The following is a 16,255-nucleotide window of genomic DNA, read 5'->3' as shown; positions in this document are numbered from 1 at the left end:
TCGCCGTGGCCGGCCTGAGAGGTTGAAAAAATCACAACCTCTCAGTCCAGTTGCAGGCGCAGCGACAGGTCGACGGCGTGCACATGCTTGGTCAGCGCACCGACCGAGATGAAGTCCACGCCGGTGCGGGCGTATTCGCCAATCGTGTCCAGATCGACGTTGCCGGAGGCTTCCAGCGGCACGCGGCCGGCGGTGCGCCGCACCGCCTCGTGCATCTGCGCCGGCTCGAAATTGTCCAGCATGATGCGGTCCACGCCGGCCTGCAGCGCCTGCTCCAGTTCGTCGAGGTTCTCCACCTCGACTTCGAGCAGCAGGTCCGGGTGCAGGCGACGTGCCGCCCGTACCGCAGCGGCGATGCCGCCGGCGGCGATGATGTGGTTTTCCTTGACCAGCACTGCGTCGTACAGCCCCATGCGCTGGTTGTGGCCCCCACCGCAGCGCACTGCGTACTTCTGCGCGACGCGCAGGCCGGGAATGGTCTTGCGCGTGTCCAGCACGCGCACCGGGGTGCCGGCGACGGCGGCGACGTACGCAGCGGTCACCGTGGCGGTGGCTGACAGCAGCTGCAGGAAGTTCAGCGCCGGGCGCTCGGCGGTGACCAGCGAGCGGGCATGCCCGGACAGGCGGCAGATCACCGCGCCGGGGGCGACCCGCTCGCCATCACGCACCTGCCAGTCGATCCGCACGGCGGGGTCGAGGCGGCGGAAGCAGGCGTCGAACCATGGCGTGCCGGCGATCACCGCCGCGTCGCGGCAGGTCAGTTCGGCATGGGCGCCGGCCGCGGCCGGCAGCAGCCCCGCGGTGGCATCGCCCGGGCCGAGATCCTCGGCAAAGGCGCGGTCGATGTCGGCGGCGATCTGCGCGGCATCCGGAGCCGCGAACGGTGCGGCTTCGATCATCCGGCGGCCGCGTCCGCCGGCGGCGTGGGGGCATCCTGCTGGCTCAGCTTGTTGACGATCGCGCTCATCGCACGATCGAACAGCGCGTTGGCGGCAAGCAGGCGGGCACGGCCATCGGTGATCAGCACGGTCAGTTCCTGCGGCGAATAATCAGCCACCTTCAGGCCGCGCCGGTTGACGAACAGGTAGCGGCCGCTCATCGGGCTGATCCACGACAACTTGGCACGGGTCATCGCCTCGTCGGGCAGGCAGAACTCCAGCCAGGTGCCCGGTTGCAGCGCCTGTACCTGGTGCCACTCCGGACTGTCCAGCGGTGCTTCGGCGAGATCTTCCTCGACGCTGTCCGGCGGCGTGGTGGCCTGGTCGATGACCGGCTGGATGCTGTCGGGGATTGCCAGCATCGCGGCATCCTCCTCGACCGCCACGGCCTCGGTGGCGCCCACGGTTTCGCCGAGCCGCTGCCGGTAATAAGTGTGCAACTGGCCCAGCAGGCGCTCGATATCCTGTTCCTGGAACGCCACGTTCGCCAGGCCCTGGCGCAGCGCGCGCTCGATGCCGGGCAGCATCTGGCGCAATGCCTGCCGGCTTTCCGCCGTGGTAGCCGGCTTGGTGCTGGCGATGAAGTCGTCGACGAAGCGCAGCGCGCTCTTGAACTCGGGTGAGCTTTCGCCCTGGCGCAACAGGGTCAGCACCAGATGGTTGGCCCAGGCGCGGGCGAGCACGCCGTGCACCAGTGGCGGCAGCCTGTACTCGCCGACGCGGTCGAGGATTTCGCGCGCGGCGCGACGGCGCGCCTGCTCGAGCTTCTCGCGACCGCGGGTGGATTCGGCCACGCGCTGCTCGGCCAGTTCGGAACGGCGCTTGTTGAGATCCTGGAACTGCTGCAGGTCGAGCAGCAGGCGTTCGAAGATGCCCATGTCGTCGTCGAAGTCGTGCAGCAACTGGTCGACGATCGACTTCACCTTGTCGTGCAGGCGGCGGTCGCGGTCGGATTCCTCGGACCAGCCCTTGGCCTGCTCGGCCAGGCAATCCAGCAGTCGTCGCGCCGGATGCTGGCGGTGCGCGAACAGCTTGCGGTCCAGAATCGCCGCCTTTAGATACGGGATCTGCAGCCGCGCCAGCATCACCTGCATCGTGGCCGGCAGGTTGCGGTCCTCCAGGATGAATTCGAACAACATGCCGACCAGGTCGATGGTATCTTCATCGATGTTGGCGACGTGGCTGGGCTTCTCGCCGCGCAGCGCACCCAGCTGGGTCAGCAGTTGGCCCTTGAGCTGGAGTACCTCGCGGCTCAATGCGGCGGCATCGCCCGGTTGCGCGTACGGCAGTGGCCCGGCGCTGGCGATCTGGCTCTGCAGCACGCTGAGTGCGCCCAGCAGCTCGTTCGCCGACGGCAGCGGTCCGCCCGGCATCGCATGCATGGCGTTGCCGCCGGCGGCCGGGCCGCGGCGCGCGCTGAACAGCGCATGCAGGGTCTGCAGCAGGTCGCCGGGAATCTCGCCGGTCGCCTCGCCGGCCACCTCGGCAGCCGCCTGCGCGGCGCCGGTCGCGTCGCCGCGCAGCGCTTCGTGGCGCAGCTGCGGCAGCACGCCGGCGCGGACCAGCTCGGTATTGATTTCCTGATAGAGCTCTTCCAGCGAGGACAGCACGTAGCGATCGAACAGCTTGTAGATGATCAGCTTGACGCGCATGTCGGCGCTGAGCTCATGCAGCGCCTGGCGGAATGACTGGGCCAGGATCGCCGGCGCCACCGGATTGCTGGAATCCTCGATCTTGCGGCCGCCGCAGATCACCGACAGGCGCTGGTTGACCGCGAACAGGTCGCGCGCGAGGCGCGCGTCGTTCTTGCTGATCATGCTGGTGATGGCCAGCGATTCCTCCAGCTCGTTGTCGGCCACCAGCGTCAGCTCGGGGGTGCCGAACGGCGAGGCCGGGTTGCCCGCGGGCTGCGGATGGATCAGCTCGCCGATCTGGCGGTTGATCGCGCCGAGGAAGCTGCGCTCCACCGTGGGCCGGCGCTTGCGCACTTCGCGCATGCCGTCGAAGTAATGCATCTGCGCGGCGTTGTTCTCGGCCTTCTCGGCCAGGTCGAACAGGGCGTCGTCGACGTGCTCGAAGGCGTTGCCGACCCATTGCTGCAAGCGCTTGCCGGCGATGTTGCGCACGGAGGCGAGCAGTTCGCCGACGCGTTCGCTGGCCGGGTCCAGGCGCTGGCTGAGATGGATGACTCGGGATGGATCACTGGCTTCGTTCATCGCCAACCCCTGAAACGTTGGTACGCGATCCGACCCGGGAAGGCGCCGCGCAAGCGTTGACGATAAGGCAAAGCGGGGGGCCGTGTCATGCGTCGGGCGCCTGTCGGGAAGCGCTGCGCGGCCTCAACTGGCGGGGAATCCGTTCAGCTGGGCGGTGCCGATGCCTTCCTCGGGCAGCATCACCGGAATGCCGTCCTCGACCCGGTAGATCACCTTGTGGTCGGTGGTGATCAGGCCTTCGCCGATCCGCTCGCGCACGGTGGCGCCGGCGACGGTGTCGACCTTGCCTGCGCCGATGGCGTCGTTCAGCGCGTCGAGCTCGCGCTTGCCCAGCGGACGCAGGGGCATTTTGCTGACCGGGCAGCACAGAATATCGAGCAGACGCTTGTCCATGCTTGGATGTGCAGGGTGGGGAAAGCCCTTACAATAGCCGTTTTTGGACGGCCCGGCCATGACAGGAACAAGCAGGGCGCCGCGTGTCGGCGTAGTGATGGGCTCGCGTTCGGACTGGGAAACCATGCAGCACGCGGCGAACGTGCTGACCGAGCTGGGCGTGGCGCACGAGGTGCGGGTGGTTTCCGCCCACCGCACGCCGGACCTGCTGTTCAGCTACGCCGAACAGGCGCCGGCACGCGGGGTGCAGGTGATCATCGCCGGCGCCGGCGGCGCAGCCCACCTGCCGGGCATGCTGGCGGCGAAGACCCGCCTGCCGGTGTTCGGTGTGCCGGTGCAGTCGAAGGCGCTGAACGGGATGGATTCGCTGCTGTCGATCGTGCAGATGCCGGCCGGCGTCCCGGTCGGCACCCTGGCGATCGGTCGGGCCGGCGCGGTGAACGCCGGTCTGCTGGCGGCCGCGGTGCTGGCGCTGCACGATCCGGCGCTGGCCACGTCGCTGGAGCATTGGCGCGCACGCCAGACCGAGGCCGTGCTCGAACAGCCGGACCCGAGCCGATGAGCGATCGGCGGCAACCCGTGCTGGGCGTACTCGGCGGCGGCCAGCTGGCGCGCATGCTGGCGCTGGCGGCGGCGCCACTGGGCGTGAAGACGCTGGTGGTGGACAACGTGGCCGACGCCTGTGCAGGGCAGGTTGCGCCGCTGGTGGTGGCCGACTGGGCCGACTACGACGCGCTGGAGGCTTTCGCCGCGCAGGTCGACGTGGTCACCTTCGATTTCGAGAACGTGCCGGCCGAGACGGCGCGCTGGCTGGCCGAACGGGTGGCAGTGTCGCCGGCGCCACAGGCGCTGGCGGTGGCGCAGGACCGGCTGGCCGAGAAGACCCTGTTCCGCGAGTGCGGCCTGCACACGCCCGACTTCATGACGGTGGATACGCGCGAGCAACTGGATCAGGCGCTGGCCGCGATCGGCGTGCCGGCGATCCTCAAGACGCGCCGGCTCGGCTACGACGGCAAGGGCCAGTTCCGCCTGCACGTGCTGGCGGATGCGGAGGCGGCCTGGGCCGCGCTGGGTGCCCAGGCGGCGAAGCATGGCCTGATCCTGGAAGCGTTCGTGCCGTTCGAGCGCGAGTTGTCGGTGATTGCCGTGCGCGGCCGTGACGGCGATTTCCGCACCTGGCCGCTGACTCGCAACTGGCATGTCGACGGCGTGCTGTCGATGAGCCTGGCGCCGGCGCCGGACATCGGGCAGCTGCAACAGCGCGCCACCGCGCTGGCACGCACGCTGGCCGAGCGGCTGGGCTACGTCGGCGTATTCGCGCTGGAGTTGTTCGTCAAGAATGGCGACTTGCTCGGCAACGAGATGGCGCCGCGCGTGCACAACTCAGGCCATTGGACCATCGAGGGCGCGTACGCCAGCCAGTTCGAGAACCACGTGCGTGCGGTGCTCGGCCTGCCGCTGGGCGACACCGGCGCGCGCAGCCCGTCGGCCATGTTCAACTGGATCGGCGAGCTGCCCGACGCGTCCGCGCTGCTGCGGACCGTCGACGCGCACTGGCACGACTACGGCAAGCAGGCCCGCCCTGGCCGCAAGGTGGGCCATGCCACGGTGTGCGCGCCGGACGCCCGGCAACTGGCCACACGCCTGGGCGCGATTGCCGCGGCGCTCGGGCGCGAGGCGCAGGTGGCGCCGGTGTTGTCTGCGCTCGGTTGAGCGGGGCCGGCGCGGGCACAAAAAAACGGAGCCGCCAGGCTCCGTTTTTTTGTCTGTACCGGGGGAGAATCAGGCCAGGTTGCCGGCCGCGAATTCCCAGTTCACCAGGTTCCAGAACGCCTCGACGTACTTCGGGCGGGCGTTGCGGTAGTCGATGTAGTAGGCATGCTCCCACACGTCGGTGGTGAACAGCGGCTTGTCGCTGCCGGTGATCGGGGTGGCCGCGTTGGAAGTGTTGACGATGCCGAGCGAGCCGTCCGGACGCTGCACCAGCCAGGTCCAGCCGGAGCCGAAATTGCCGGCGGCGGACTTGCTGAACTCCTCCTTGAACTTCTCGAACGAGCCGAACGCCTTGTTGATCGCGTCGGCCAGCTTGCCGCTCGGTGCGCCACCGCCCTTCGGGCTCATCGAATTCCAGTAGAAGGTGTGGTTCCAGACCTGTGCGGCGTTGTTGAACATGCCGCCGGAGGATTTCCGGATGATCTCCTCGAGCGGGGCGCTGGCAAACTCGGTGCCCTCGATCAGCTTGTTGAGGTTGGTCACGTAGGCCTGGTGATGCTTGCCGTAGTGGTATTCCAGCGTTTCGGCGGAGATGTGCGGCTCCAGTGCGTTCTTTTCGTACGGCAGCGGAGGAAGTTCGATCGCCATGATGGGGCTCCTTGAAGGTGGCTGGGGGGGAGGAAAGGTCGGCGTAGCGGACGGCAGCCGACGGGTGACTGATACAATACCGGCTTGCCTGCATTGTAAAGATGAAACACCGAGCCATGGACATCAACGAGCAAATCAGGGCGGTACTGGCCGAGCATCCCATCGTGCTTTTCATGAAGGGCACGCCCGAGTTTCCGATGTGCGGCTTCTCCAGCCGCGCGGCCAGGGCGCTGGCTGACGCCGGCGCCGTGTTCCATGCAGTGAATGTGCTGGCCGATCCGCAGGTTCGCGCGGCGCTGCCGCACTTCTCGAACTGGCCGACGTTCCCGCAATTGTTCATCCAGGGCGAACTGATCGGCGGTTGCGACATCATCGAGGACCTGAAGTCTTCCGGCGAGCTGTCCCGCATGGCTTGCGACGTGGCCGGGGTGGCGCCTTGACGACGTTGCGCGCGTCGCGCCTGCCCACGGGCTGGCAGCCCGCCGCCGACACCCTGGCCGATCGCGTGGTGCTGGTCACCGGCGCCTACGGCGGGCTCGGCGGCGCGGTGGCGCGAGCGGCGTCGCGTGCCGGCGCCATGGTGGTGATCACCGGCAAGCGCCAGCGCCAGCTGGAACAGCTGTACGACGCGATGCTGGCCGAGGGCCTGGCCGAACCAGTGATCCATCCGCTGGACATGGAACTGGCCACGCCGCGCGATTACGTCGCGCTGGCCGAAGGGCTGGAGCGCGATTTCGGCCGGCTCGACGGCATCGTGCACGCGGCGGTCAGCTTCGGCGGACTGACCCCGATCAGCATGCACAAGCCCGATGCCTGGTTGCGCGCGATGCACGTCAACGTGAACGCGCCCTTCGCCCTGACCCAGGCCTGCCTGCCGCTGCTGACCCAGGCTGCCGACAGCGCGGTGGTGTTCGTGCTGGATGATCCCGCGCTGCTGCAGCGCGCGCACTGGGGCGGCTACGGTGCATCGAAGGCGGCGCTGGAACGGTTCGTGGCGATCCTGCACGAGGAGACCGATAGCGGTCCGCTGCGCACCCATGCGATGCTGCCGGCGCCGATGCGCACCGCGCTGCGGCAGCTGGCGTATTTCGGCGAGGACATTCTGCAGCGGCCGTTGCCGGACGCCGCCGCCGCCGCTGCGGTGTACCTGCTCGGCGCGCAGGGTGCCGCGGCGCGCGGCACGTTGCTGGACCTGCGAGACGCCTGACCGGTAGTCACCCGGCGGCACCGTTGCGTGTCGCGCCACTAGAAGGGAGTCGAGATGGAATCGCAGATGACTACATTGTCGGCGGGCATCCTGCTGTTCCTGATCATGGACCCGCTGGGCAACATCCCGTTGTTCCTCAGCCTGCTGAAGGAAGTACCGCCGAAGCGCCGGCGCCGCGTGATGGTGCGTGAACTGCTGATCGCGCTGGGCGTGCTGCTGGTGTTCCTGTTCGGTGGCCAGTACATCCTCAAGCTGCTGCAGCTGAAGCAGGAGTCGATCAGCATCGCCGGCGGCATCGTGCTGTTCCTGATCGGCATCCGCATGGTGTTTCCGCCGGCCGATGGCAGCGGCATCTTCGGCAAGGCCGGCGGCGGCGAGCCGTTCATCGTGCCGATGGCGATTCCCGGCGTGGCCGGCCCCTCGGCGATGGCGGCGCTGCTGCTGCTGACCAACACCCAGCCCGGCCGCACCGCCGACTGGACCATTGCGCTGCTGCTGGCGTGGCTGGCCAGCTCGGTGATCCTGCTCAGTGCCACCTACCTGTTCCGCTGGCTGGGCGAGAGCGTGCTCACCGCGCTGGAGCGCGTGATGGGCATGTTGCTGATCGCACTGTCGGTGCAGATGTTCATGGCCGGCGTGGCTGCCTTCCTTCACGAGAACGTTTGAAACGATGACCTTGGCCCGGTTGTCGCAGAGCAAGGCTCGCATGATCGTGCGGCTGTCATAATCGGCCGGCAGGATGGGGGGAACCCGAGGAGGCAGACATGCTGAGCATCGAACAGTCCCTTGTCGATCGAGTGCCCTGGTTGGCGCAATATCCGCGTCTGCGCCGGCCGATGGCGGGCATGCTCGGGCGGCTGGCCGACGAAGACGGCTTCAACCGCGTGCTGGCCCGGGTCGGTGGTGCCGAAGGCTTCGACTTCGTCGATCGCGTGCTGGACGTGCTCGGCACCAGCCACCACGTCAACCCCGGCGACCTCGAGAACATTCCCGTCGAGGGCCCGCTGCTGGCGGTGGCCAACCATCCGCTGGGCATGCAGGACGCGCTGGCGCTGCTGCAGCTGATCGGCTCGGTGCGCCGCGACGTGCGCATCCTCGGCAACGACTGGCTGGCGACAGTGCCGCAGCTGGGCCAGTTGCTGCTGCCGGTGGACGTGTTCGGCAAGGGAGCCGCCTCGCGCCTGCGCGGCATCTATCGAGCGCTGGAGCGTGGCGAGGCGCTGATCGTGTTCCCCGCCGGCGAGGTCTCGCGCATGCGCCCCGGCGGCGTGCGCGACGGCCACTGGTCGGACGGCTTTGCGCGGTTGTCCTTGCGCAGCAAGACGCCGGTGCTGCCGGTACACGTGTCGGCGCGCAATTCGGCCATGTTCTATGGCCTGTCGATGCTGGCCAAGCCACTGAGCACAGCGATGCTGCCGCGCGAGGCGGTGGCGCCCGGCAAGCGGCGGATCGGTTTCAGCATCGGCGCGCTGGTCAGCCCCGAGGAGCTTGCGCAGCGCAGCGGCGGCTCGCCGAAGCAGGCCGCCAGGCTGATGCGCCGGCACGTCTACCGGGTCGGCCAGCACCGCGGCCTGGTGTTCGGCGGTCAGGCGCCGCTGGCCTTGCCCGAGCCGGCTGCGGAGGTCGCGGCGGAGCTTTTGCGCTGCGAGAAACTGGCCGACCTGGGTGATGGCAAGCAGGCGTGGCTGTTCATGGGGATGCCCGACAGCGCGGTGATGCGCGAGATCGGCCGCCTGCGCGAACTGACCTTTCGCAAGGTCGGCGAAGGTACCGGCGCCCGGCGCGACCTGGATGCCTACGATGCGCACTACGAGCATCTGGTGCTATGGGACCCGCAGGCGCTGCGCATCGTCGGCGCCTACCGCTTCGGCCACGGCGGCCGGCTGATCGCCGAGCGCGGCATGGGCGGCCTGTATACCTCCAGCCTGTTCGACTATTCGCCGGCGCTGGAATCGCGCCTGGCGCAGGGGCTGGAACTGGGGCGCAGCTTCATTGCGCCGGCGTACTGGCGCTCGCGCGCGCTGGATCAGTTGTGGCAGGGCATCGGCCTGTATCTGCAGCGGCACCCGGAGCTGCGCTACCTGTTCGGCCCGGTGAGCATGTCGATGAGCCTGCCGCGCGAGGCGCGCGAATGGATCGTCGCGGCGCATCAGCATTATTTCGGCGCGCCGGGTCTCGCCGCGGCGCGCCAACCCTTCGTGGTCTCGGCCGAAGTGGTGCAGGGAGTGCGCACGGCGCTGGAGGGGCTGGACGCTGTTGCCGGCCTGGGCAGGCTGAAACACCACCTGGACGCGCTGGGCGTGAGCATGCCGGTGCTGTATCGCCAGTATGTCGACCTGGTCGAGCCCGCCGGCGTGCAGTTCTTCGACTTCGGCGAGGACCCGGGTTTCTCCGGCTGCGTGGACGGCCTGGTGATGCTTGACCTGGCCAACCTGAAACCGGCCAAACGTGCGCGCTATCTCGACAAAAGGGAATGATCCGATATAGGCGACGGAGCAGGCTTGGCCGCAATGAAGGCGCCAGCTTGGCTCTATCTCATTGATCAGGAAGGATTCGTGTTGCGACCAAGGGAGATTCGATGACTACCGTTGTCGTGTGACCGTTACAAAAAAGTCACACAATGCCGTTAAAATCGCTTAACAAGCGCGCGGGCGGGAAGGTCCAGCGAGCGGAAATTTTTGCAGGTCCATGCTCCATGGGGCCGCAGCAATACCAAAACCGGGGTTATGCATCGCGTCTGTTCACGCCTGGCACCTGCCGGGCGTGGCGGCGTTTTTGACCCCAATCATGAGTCTTTTTTCGTTGCGAGCCTGAGGGACGACCCAAGTAATGAACAATCGAATTCGCGCCAAACTCCTGCCGTTTGCCATTGCCTCGTTGCTGGCGGCGTCAGTGCCTGTCATTGCGCAGGACACCTCCTCCTCGATCAGCGGCCGCGTGCTCGACGCGAACGGCCAGCCGGTGGCCGGCGCCACCGTGCAGATCGTGCACGAGCCGTCGGGAACCACCAAGATCACCACCACCGACGCGGATGGTCGCTATTCGGCGCAAGGCCTGCGTGTTGGCGGCCCGTTCGACGTGACGGCTTCCAAGGCTGGCCTGAGCCAGGTCGAGCAGAACAACGTCTACTTGCAGTTGTCGCAAAGCACGGCGGTGAACCTGACCATGGGTGCAGTGGAAGCGAAGAACCTGGAAGGCGTGACCGTTTCGGCCAATGCCCTGGCGCAGACCTTCACGCCGGACAACAAGGGGCTTTCGACCAACGTTTCGCAGCGCGAACTGCAGGCGACGCCGACGCCGGGTCGCTCGATCCAGGACATCGCCCGGCTAGACCCGCGTATCGTCATCACGGATCGCGGTGACGGCTCGATGTCGGCGATGGGCCAGAACAGCCGCTACAACAACATCAGCGTGGACGGTGTCTCCGTCGGTGACCCGTTCGGCCTGAACTCGAATGGCATGCCGTACATCGGCTCGCCGGTGTCCACCGACACCATCGAGGAATACAACATTTCGACTGCGAACTTCGACGTGGCCTCCGACACGGTCGGTGCCAACATCAACGCGGTGACCAAGAGCGGCACGAATGAGTTCCACGGTTCGGTGTACTACGCCTATCGCAACGCCGACAAGCTGGTTGGCAACGCGGGCTGGCTCGACAAGGATCGCGAGTACAAGGGTTACAAGAACGACTGGACGGCGGGCGCCACGCTGGGCGGCCCGATCATCAAGGACAAGCTGTTCTTCTTCGCGAATTTCGAGAAGGAAAAAACCGTTGGCCTGGGCGCCGACTCGGCCAATGGCCTGGATCCGTCGCTGACTGGCGCATCGACCTCCAACAAGGTCTCGCCGGCGGACCTGCAGCGCGTCATTGATGCCGCAAATGCCCTGGGCCTGAAGCCGGGCTCCTTCAGCGGCGGCACCTCCGACCTGGAGGACAAGCGCTACCTGCTGAAGCTGGACTGGAACATCGCCGACAACCATCGCGCGAGCCTGTCCTACCAGCGCACCAAGGAAACCCAGCCTATCGTGCAGGGCAACTCCTCCAGCTCCATCGGCTTGACCAGCTACTGGTACACCAAGAACAGCGACACCAAGAACACCGTGCTGCAGGTGTTCGACGACTGGACCGGCAACTTCTCCACCGAGGCCAAGATCGGCTACTCGCAGTTCTCGCAGGTGCGCACGGTCGATACGCAGCAGCCGCAGGTTTGGGTGGACATCACCCGCACCCTCGACAAGAAGGGCAAGCAGCAGGGCAAGGCGCCGTACGTCGACCTGGGCGAGGATCAGTACAGCCATTACAACGTGCTGGACATCAAGACCTGGAAGGGGTTGTTCGCCGGTACGCTGTATCTGGACGAGCACACCATCAAGGGCGGCGTCGATTTCCAGCAGAACAAGATCTACAACCTGTTCGGCCGCACCCAGTTCGGCGCGTACGAGTTCTATGGCATCGACAACTTCGAGAAGGGCATCTACGGCTCCTACAACCTCTATCAGCCGGCCGCCGGCTACACGATGGCCGACGTAGCGGCCGCCTGGACCCTGCGCCAGTACGGCTTCTTCCTGCAGGATACCTGGCAGCCCACCGGCAACCTGTCGGTGCAGTACGGCGTGCGCGTGAACCTCAACAAGACGGGTGATTCGCCGATCTACAACCCGACCTTCACGACCGCGTTCGGGTATCGCAACGACAACACCATCGACGGCATGAAGCTGGTCGAGCCGCGTCTGTCGTTCAATTACAGCTTTGACAGCGAGCGGATGATGCAGCTGCGCGGCGGCGTGGGCCTGTTCCAGTCCAATCCGCCGACGGTGTGGATGACCAACCCGTACCAGAACAATGGCATGACTGTGGCCACCTACTCGGTGTTCAACAACCAGGGCCTGCAGCCCGGCGTCGGCAACACGCTGCCGGTGTTCAGTGCGGACCCGTTTGCGCAGAACCTGCCTCCGGGCAACGCGCAGATGAACGTCGACACGGTCGACCCGAACTTCCAGTTGCCGTCGGTGTGGAAGATGAGCCTGGCGTTCGACCGCGAGCTGCCGTGGCTGGGCACGATCTTCTCGGCCGAATACCAGCGGATCATCACCCGCAACGGCATCTTCTACAAGAACATCAATATCGGTGCGCCGACCGGCGTGCTGCCAGACGGCCGCAACCAGTACTGGAAGACCCCGGGCGAGGCCAGCGTCTCCAGCGACGCGCGGGCCAACCAGGACAAGCGTTTTTCCGGCACGTCGACCCTGCTGACCAACACCCACAAGGGCCGCTCCGAGGCGCTGACCCTGTCGCTGAAGAAGCCGTTCTCGGAGAACTGGTTCGGCAGCCTGGGCGTGACGTTCGGCAATGCCACCGAGGTGAATCCGGGCACGTCCAGCCAGGCCAGCTCGAACTACTCCAACAATGCCTGGGTGAATCCGAACGACGACGTGGCATCCACGTCGAATTATGCGATCAAGCAGCGCCTGAATGCTTCGCTGACCTGGCAGCATCGTTTCTTCGGTGATTATGTGACCAGCGTCAGCGCGTTCTACGACGGCCACAGCGGACAGCCGTACAGCTGGGTCTTCGGCAACGACGCCAACGGCGATTCGTACAAGACCGACCTGATCTACATCCCGAACAAGGGCGATGTGAGCTTCAAGGCGGGCACCAGCCAGGCCGCGATCGATCAGTTCTTCAACTTCATCCAGAACGATTCCTACCTGAAGGATCATCAAGGTGCCATCGCTGGCCGCAACCGTGCCGCTTCGGCCTGGGTGAACCAGGTAGACCTCAGCTTCCGTCAGGAAGTGCCCGGCATCTTCAAAGGCAACAAGGGCGAGCTGCGTCTGGACATCTATAACTTCATGAACCTCCTGAACAGCGACTGGGGCCAGCAGAGCTACGTGCCCTTCCCGTACACGCGCACGCTTGCCAGCTACGAAGGCGTGGGTGCGGACGGGAAATACATCTACTCGCTGCCCACCGACAAGAGCGGCAACTACCAGCCGGCCCCGAAGATCACCTACGACGCCGGCCGCAACACCAAGACCAACGTGGTGTCGCGCTGGTCGGCGATGATCACGCTGCGCTACACGTTCTAAGCGCATCGCGCCGTCTGGCGGGAAAAGCCGGTGGCCCGTGAGGGCGCCGGCTTTTTTCTGGCCGATGCACGCGCAGGCCGATACTTGACCCTGTCCGGCGTATGGCACGAAGCTACGCGGCTAGTCTTGAGCCAAGGCCGACGCACCCAAGAACATGGAGACTCGATGAACGCCCCTTATGCCGATCCTTCTGTCACGGCCAAGACCGTCAGCGCCCGCATCTCGCCGATCGGCGGCCTGGACGTCCTTTCCCGCAACGAGGTGGCGCGCCTGCGCGGCGCCAGCGGTTCGGGCCTGCATGCGCTGCTGCGCCGCTGTGCGCTGGCGGTGCTGACTTCCGGCAACATCAGCGATGATCCGCGGGCGATCCTGGAGCAGTACCCGGATTTCGACATCCAGGTGCTGCAGCAGGATCGCGGCATGAAGATCGAACTGTCGAACGCGCCGGCGCAGGCGTTCGTGGACGGCCAGATCATACGCGGCATCAACGAGCTGCTGGTGGCGGTGGTGCGCGACATCGTCTACGTGTCGACCCAGCTGGAGCAGATTGGTTTCGATCTGGACGCGTCCGCCGCGCTGACCCAGAGCGTGTTCGAGATCCTGCGCAACGCACGCATCCTCAAGCCGCAGGTCGACCCGAACCTGGTGGTGTGCTGGGGCGGCCATTCGATCTCGCGCGAGGAGTACGACTACACCAAGCTGGTCGGCTACCAGCTCGGCCTGCGCGGGCTGGACATCTGCACCGGCTGCGGTCCGGGCGCGATGAAGGGACCGATGAAGGGCGCGACCATCTCGCACGCCAAGCAGCGGCGGCGGCACAACCGCTACATCGGCATCACCGAGCCGGGCATCATCGCGGCCGAGTCGCCGAACCCTATCGTCAACCACCTGGTGATCATGCCGGACATCGAGAAGCGGCTGGAGGCGTTTGTGCGCCTGGGCCACGGCATCATCGTGTTCCCCGGCGGCGTCGGCACGGCCGAGGAGATCCTCTACCTGCTTGGTATCCTGCTGCACCCGGACAACGCCAGCACGCCGTTCCCGCTGATCTTCACCGGTCCGCGCCAGTCGGCGGCCTATTTCGAGCAGATCGACCGCTTTCTGCGGCTCAGCCTGGGCGACGAGGTGGCCCGGCATTACCAGATCGTCGTGGACAACCCGGAAACGGTGGCGCGCATGATGATCAAGGGCCTGGAGAAAGTGCGTCACAACCGGCTCGACACCAAGGATGCATTCTTCTTCAACTGGGCGCTGCAGATTCCGCTGGAGTTCCAGCAGCCGTTTCGCCCTACCCACGAGGCGATGCGCGCACTGCAGATTTACCATGAGCGTCCCCGGCACGAGCTGGCGGCCGACCTGCGCCGGGCGTTTTCCGGCATCGTCGCCGGCAACGTGAAGGAAGAGGGCATACAGGCGATCGAGCAGCACGGCCCGTTCGCCATCGACGGCGACGCGGACATCATGCGCGCGCTGGACAAGCTGCTGCAGGCCTTTGTCGACCAGCACCGCATGAAGCTTCCCGGCGGTACCGCGTACGTGCCGTGCTACCGGGTGCTGAGCGCCTGACGAGGCGCGGCGGCGGCCCGGCGTGGCTTGACAGTTCGCCAGGTGCTTAGCAAACTACGCAGCTCCCGCCCGAATAGCTCAGCTGGTTAGAGCACTTGACTGTTAATCAGGGGGTCGTTGGTTCGAGTCCAACTTCGGGCGCCAGATGCAAGCCAAGGGCCGGCAGTGATGCCGGCCCTTGTTCTTTCCGGGGCCGGCAAAACCGGCGTAGACGTTGCTGCGACGTCATGCCCCGTGGCATTTGCCACCGCAATCGCCGTCGTTGCGTATCATCGCGATATATTCCGCCTCATGTTGACGTGATGGCTGCAACCTGACGCCATCACGCCCGAGCCCCCACGCGCGATCCCCACAGGTTCCCCATGCGCCGCAACCATCCGGCAGGCCGCCTGCCCGAACCGCCCAGCCCGATCGCCGACGACGGCGACGAGACGCACTTTTGCCGCACCTGTGCGTTCTCCGGAGCGTGCATTGCGGAGGGTTATGGCAAGCCGGAGCTGGTCGAGCTGCACTGCCTGGTCGAGCATGTCGGGCCGTTCCACGCGGGCGAGCACATCTTCCGCACTGGCGACCCGTTTCGCTCGATCTTCGCGGTGCGCGCCGGCACGGTGAAGACCAGCATGGTCGACCCCGCCGGGCGCGAGCAGGTGCTTGGCTTCTACCTGCCCGGCGAGGTGATTGGGCTCAACGCGATCTACCCGGACCAGTTCCCGTGCGATGCGGTGGCACTGGATACGGCGTATTTCTGCCGTTTCTCGTTCCCGGCGATGAGCGCGCTGGCCACGCGCATGCCGGCGGTGCAGCAGCGCCTGTTCCGGCTGATCAGCAAGGAGCTTGGCATGGCCACCCTGCTGGCCGGCGACCACAACGCCGACGTGCGCATGGCTGCTTTCCTCACCGACCTCGCCGCGCGTTACGAGGAGCGCGGCTTTTCCGGCACGCGCTTCCATCTCAGCATGTCGCGCGGCGACATCGCCAACTACCTGCGGCTGGCTGCCGAAACGGTGAGCCGCGTGCTCAGCCGGTTCCGCCAGCAGGGCCTGATCGAACTGGAGGGGCGCGAAATGGTATTGCGTGATCCCGAAAGGCTGCGCGCGATCGGCAAGAACCTGCTGCCGCAGTGAGCGTCTCCGCGGCAGCTGTGGCGGCTTGACGCAGCAGCCGTTTTCCATCGGCAGAGATGACATACGTCAAGCGCGATTCGCAACGTCTCCCTAGGCTCTGCGCGCAGAAACCACAGGGAGACACCCATGTCACGTTCGTTGTTCCTTGTTCTTGCCACGGCGAGCGCGTTGGCGCTTGCCGGCTGCTCCGGCAAGCCGTCCGCGGTATCGCCGGTGGGGGAGGCTGACGCCAGCCCCGCTGCGATCGCCGCCACCCATGGCGACTTCGGTCCCCCGCAGGGCAAGCCGATCCATGCGGTGCTGACCAGCCCGCCGCACGTACCGCCGCCGGTCAACCGCAACTACCCGGCGAAGGTG

At 66.4% G+C, this 16,255-nt stretch carries 13 protein-coding genes, 1 tRNA gene and 1 pseudogene; 11 read left to right on the top strand and 4 right to left on the bottom strand.

Going from position 1 to position 16,255, the window contains the following annotated elements; all coding sequences use genetic code 11:
* Positions 1 to 41 precede the first annotated feature (41 nt).
* The 3 genes from nadC to UUA_RS07935 all read right to left on the bottom strand — a co-directional run bounded on the left by nadC (position 42) and on the right by UUA_RS07935 (position 3,547).
* Positions 42 to 899, bottom strand: coding sequence for a carboxylating nicotinate-nucleotide diphosphorylase (gene nadC / locus UUA_RS07945; protein WP_008435755.1), 858 nt, complete (start codon positions 897 to 899; stop codon positions 42 to 44).
* Entirely contained in the window at positions 896 to 3,154 is a 2,259-nt protein-coding gene (locus tag UUA_RS07940; protein ID WP_008435754.1) for a DUF1631 domain-containing protein, read from the bottom strand. Before UUA_RS07940 ends, nadC begins: the two co-directional genes overlap by 4 nt.
* Positions 3,155 to 3,277: 123 nt before the next feature.
* The gene (locus UUA_RS07935; protein ID WP_008435753.1) at positions 3,278 to 3,547 is read right to left on the bottom strand and encodes a Trm112 family protein; all 270 of its coding nucleotides are present in this window, start codon (positions 3,545 to 3,547) and stop codon (positions 3,278 to 3,280) included.
* A 58-nt stretch (positions 3,548 to 3,605) separates the two neighbouring features.
* Here UUA_RS07935 and purE point away from each other — a divergent pair, with 58 nt between their 5' ends.
* Both purE and UUA_RS07925 read left to right on the top strand, forming a co-directional pair.
* A complete protein-coding gene (gene purE / locus UUA_RS07930) occupies positions 3,606 to 4,109 on the top strand; it encodes a 5-(carboxyamino)imidazole ribonucleotide mutase (protein ID WP_027492062.1) in 504 nt (167 codons plus the stop codon).
* Positions 4,106 to 5,260, top strand: a complete 1,155-nt coding sequence (locus tag UUA_RS07925) for a 5-(carboxyamino)imidazole ribonucleotide synthase (protein WP_008435749.1) — start codon at positions 4,106 to 4,108, stop codon at positions 5,258 to 5,260. Before purE ends, UUA_RS07925 begins: the two co-directional genes overlap by 4 nt.
* Before the next feature lie 69 nt (positions 5,261 to 5,329).
* Here the strand turns inward: UUA_RS07925 and UUA_RS07920 are convergent, their stop codons facing one another.
* Positions 5,330 to 5,908 carry a superoxide dismutase gene (locus UUA_RS07920; protein WP_008435747.1) on the bottom strand — a complete coding sequence of 193 codons (579 nt, stop codon included), beginning with the start codon at positions 5,906 to 5,908 and terminating at the stop codon, positions 5,330 to 5,332.
* A 116-nt stretch (positions 5,909 to 6,024) separates the two neighbouring features.
* Between UUA_RS07920 and grxD the strand changes: the two genes are divergently transcribed.
* From grxD to UUA_RS07875, 9 genes and pseudogenes are all read left to right on the top strand, one after another.
* On the top strand, positions 6,025 to 6,348 hold the full coding sequence (gene grxD / locus UUA_RS07915; protein ID WP_008435745.1) for a Grx4 family monothiol glutaredoxin: 324 nt from the start codon (positions 6,025 to 6,027) through the stop codon (positions 6,346 to 6,348).
* Positions 6,345 to 7,115: an SDR family NAD(P)-dependent oxidoreductase gene (locus tag UUA_RS07910; protein ID WP_008435744.1), complete on the top strand. Its 771-nt coding sequence runs from the start codon at positions 6,345 to 6,347 to the stop codon at positions 7,113 to 7,115. The genes grxD and UUA_RS07910 overlap by 4 nt, the downstream gene beginning before the upstream one ends.
* Positions 7,116 to 7,181: 66 nt before the next feature.
* On the top strand, positions 7,182 to 7,781 hold the full coding sequence (locus UUA_RS07905) for a YhgN family NAAT transporter (protein ID WP_008435743.1): 600 nt from the start codon (positions 7,182 to 7,184) through the stop codon (positions 7,779 to 7,781).
* A 98-nt stretch (positions 7,782 to 7,879) separates the two neighbouring features.
* Entirely contained in the window at positions 7,880 to 9,592 is a 1,713-nt protein-coding gene (gene olsF / locus UUA_RS07900) for a bifunctional ornithine lipid synthase OlsF (RefSeq protein ID WP_008435742.1), read from the top strand.
* Between the two features lie 352 nt (positions 9,593 to 9,944).
* Positions 9,945 to 13,208, top strand: a complete 3,264-nt coding sequence (locus UUA_RS07895; protein WP_008435741.1) for a TonB-dependent receptor — start codon at positions 9,945 to 9,947, stop codon at positions 13,206 to 13,208.
* Between the two features lie 165 nt (positions 13,209 to 13,373).
* Positions 13,374 to 14,774: a nucleotide 5'-monophosphate nucleosidase PpnN gene (gene ppnN / locus UUA_RS07890; RefSeq protein WP_008435739.1), complete on the top strand. Its 1,401-nt coding sequence runs from the start codon at positions 13,374 to 13,376 to the stop codon at positions 14,772 to 14,774.
* 67 nt (positions 14,775 to 14,841) lie between these two features.
* Positions 14,842 to 14,918, top strand: a tRNA-Asn gene (locus UUA_RS07885).
* 218 nt (positions 14,919 to 15,136) lie between these two features.
* Entirely contained in the window at positions 15,137 to 15,898 is a 762-nt protein-coding gene (locus UUA_RS07880) for a helix-turn-helix domain-containing protein (protein WP_008435738.1), read from the top strand.
* Between the two features lie 126 nt (positions 15,899 to 16,024).
* Positions 16,025 to 16,255, top strand: a pseudogene (locus UUA_RS07875) (copper-containing nitrite reductase); the annotation flags it as partial.

This window comes from Rhodanobacter thiooxydans LCS2, assembly GCF_000264375.1.
In the GTDB taxonomy this organism is placed as follows: Bacteria; Pseudomonadota; Gammaproteobacteria; order Xanthomonadales; family Rhodanobacteraceae; genus Rhodanobacter; species Rhodanobacter thiooxydans.
This window is presented reverse-complemented; position numbering and strand designations above follow the sequence as displayed.

Coding starts and splice junctions, on each gene's coding strand:
- nadC (WP_008435755.1), bottom strand. CDS start 899: ATGATCGAAGCCGCACCGTTCGCGGCTCCGGATGCCGCGCAGATCGCC.
- UUA_RS07940 (WP_008435754.1), bottom strand. CDS start 3,154: ATGAACGAAGCCAGTGATCCATCCCGAGTCATCCATCTCAGCCAGCGC.
- UUA_RS07935 (WP_008435753.1), bottom strand. CDS start 3,547: ATGGACAAGCGTCTGCTCGATATTCTGTGCTGCCCGGTCAGCAAAATG.
- purE (WP_027492062.1), top strand. CDS start 3,606: ATGACAGGAACAAGCAGGGCGCCGCGTGTCGGCGTAGTGATGGGCTCG.
- UUA_RS07925 (WP_008435749.1), top strand. CDS start 4,106: ATGAGCGATCGGCGGCAACCCGTGCTGGGCGTACTCGGCGGCGGCCAG.
- UUA_RS07920 (WP_008435747.1), bottom strand. CDS start 5,908: ATGGCGATCGAACTTCCTCCGCTGCCGTACGAAAAGAACGCACTGGAG.
- grxD (WP_008435745.1), top strand. CDS start 6,025: ATGGACATCAACGAGCAAATCAGGGCGGTACTGGCCGAGCATCCCATC.
- UUA_RS07905 (WP_008435743.1), top strand. CDS start 7,182: ATGACTACATTGTCGGCGGGCATCCTGCTGTTCCTGATCATGGACCCG.
- olsF (WP_008435742.1), top strand. CDS start 7,880: ATGCTGAGCATCGAACAGTCCCTTGTCGATCGAGTGCCCTGGTTGGCG.
- UUA_RS07895 (WP_008435741.1), top strand. CDS start 9,945: ATGAACAATCGAATTCGCGCCAAACTCCTGCCGTTTGCCATTGCCTCG.
- ppnN (WP_008435739.1), top strand. CDS start 13,374: ATGAACGCCCCTTATGCCGATCCTTCTGTCACGGCCAAGACCGTCAGC.
- UUA_RS07880 (WP_008435738.1), top strand. CDS start 15,137: ATGCGCCGCAACCATCCGGCAGGCCGCCTGCCCGAACCGCCCAGCCCG.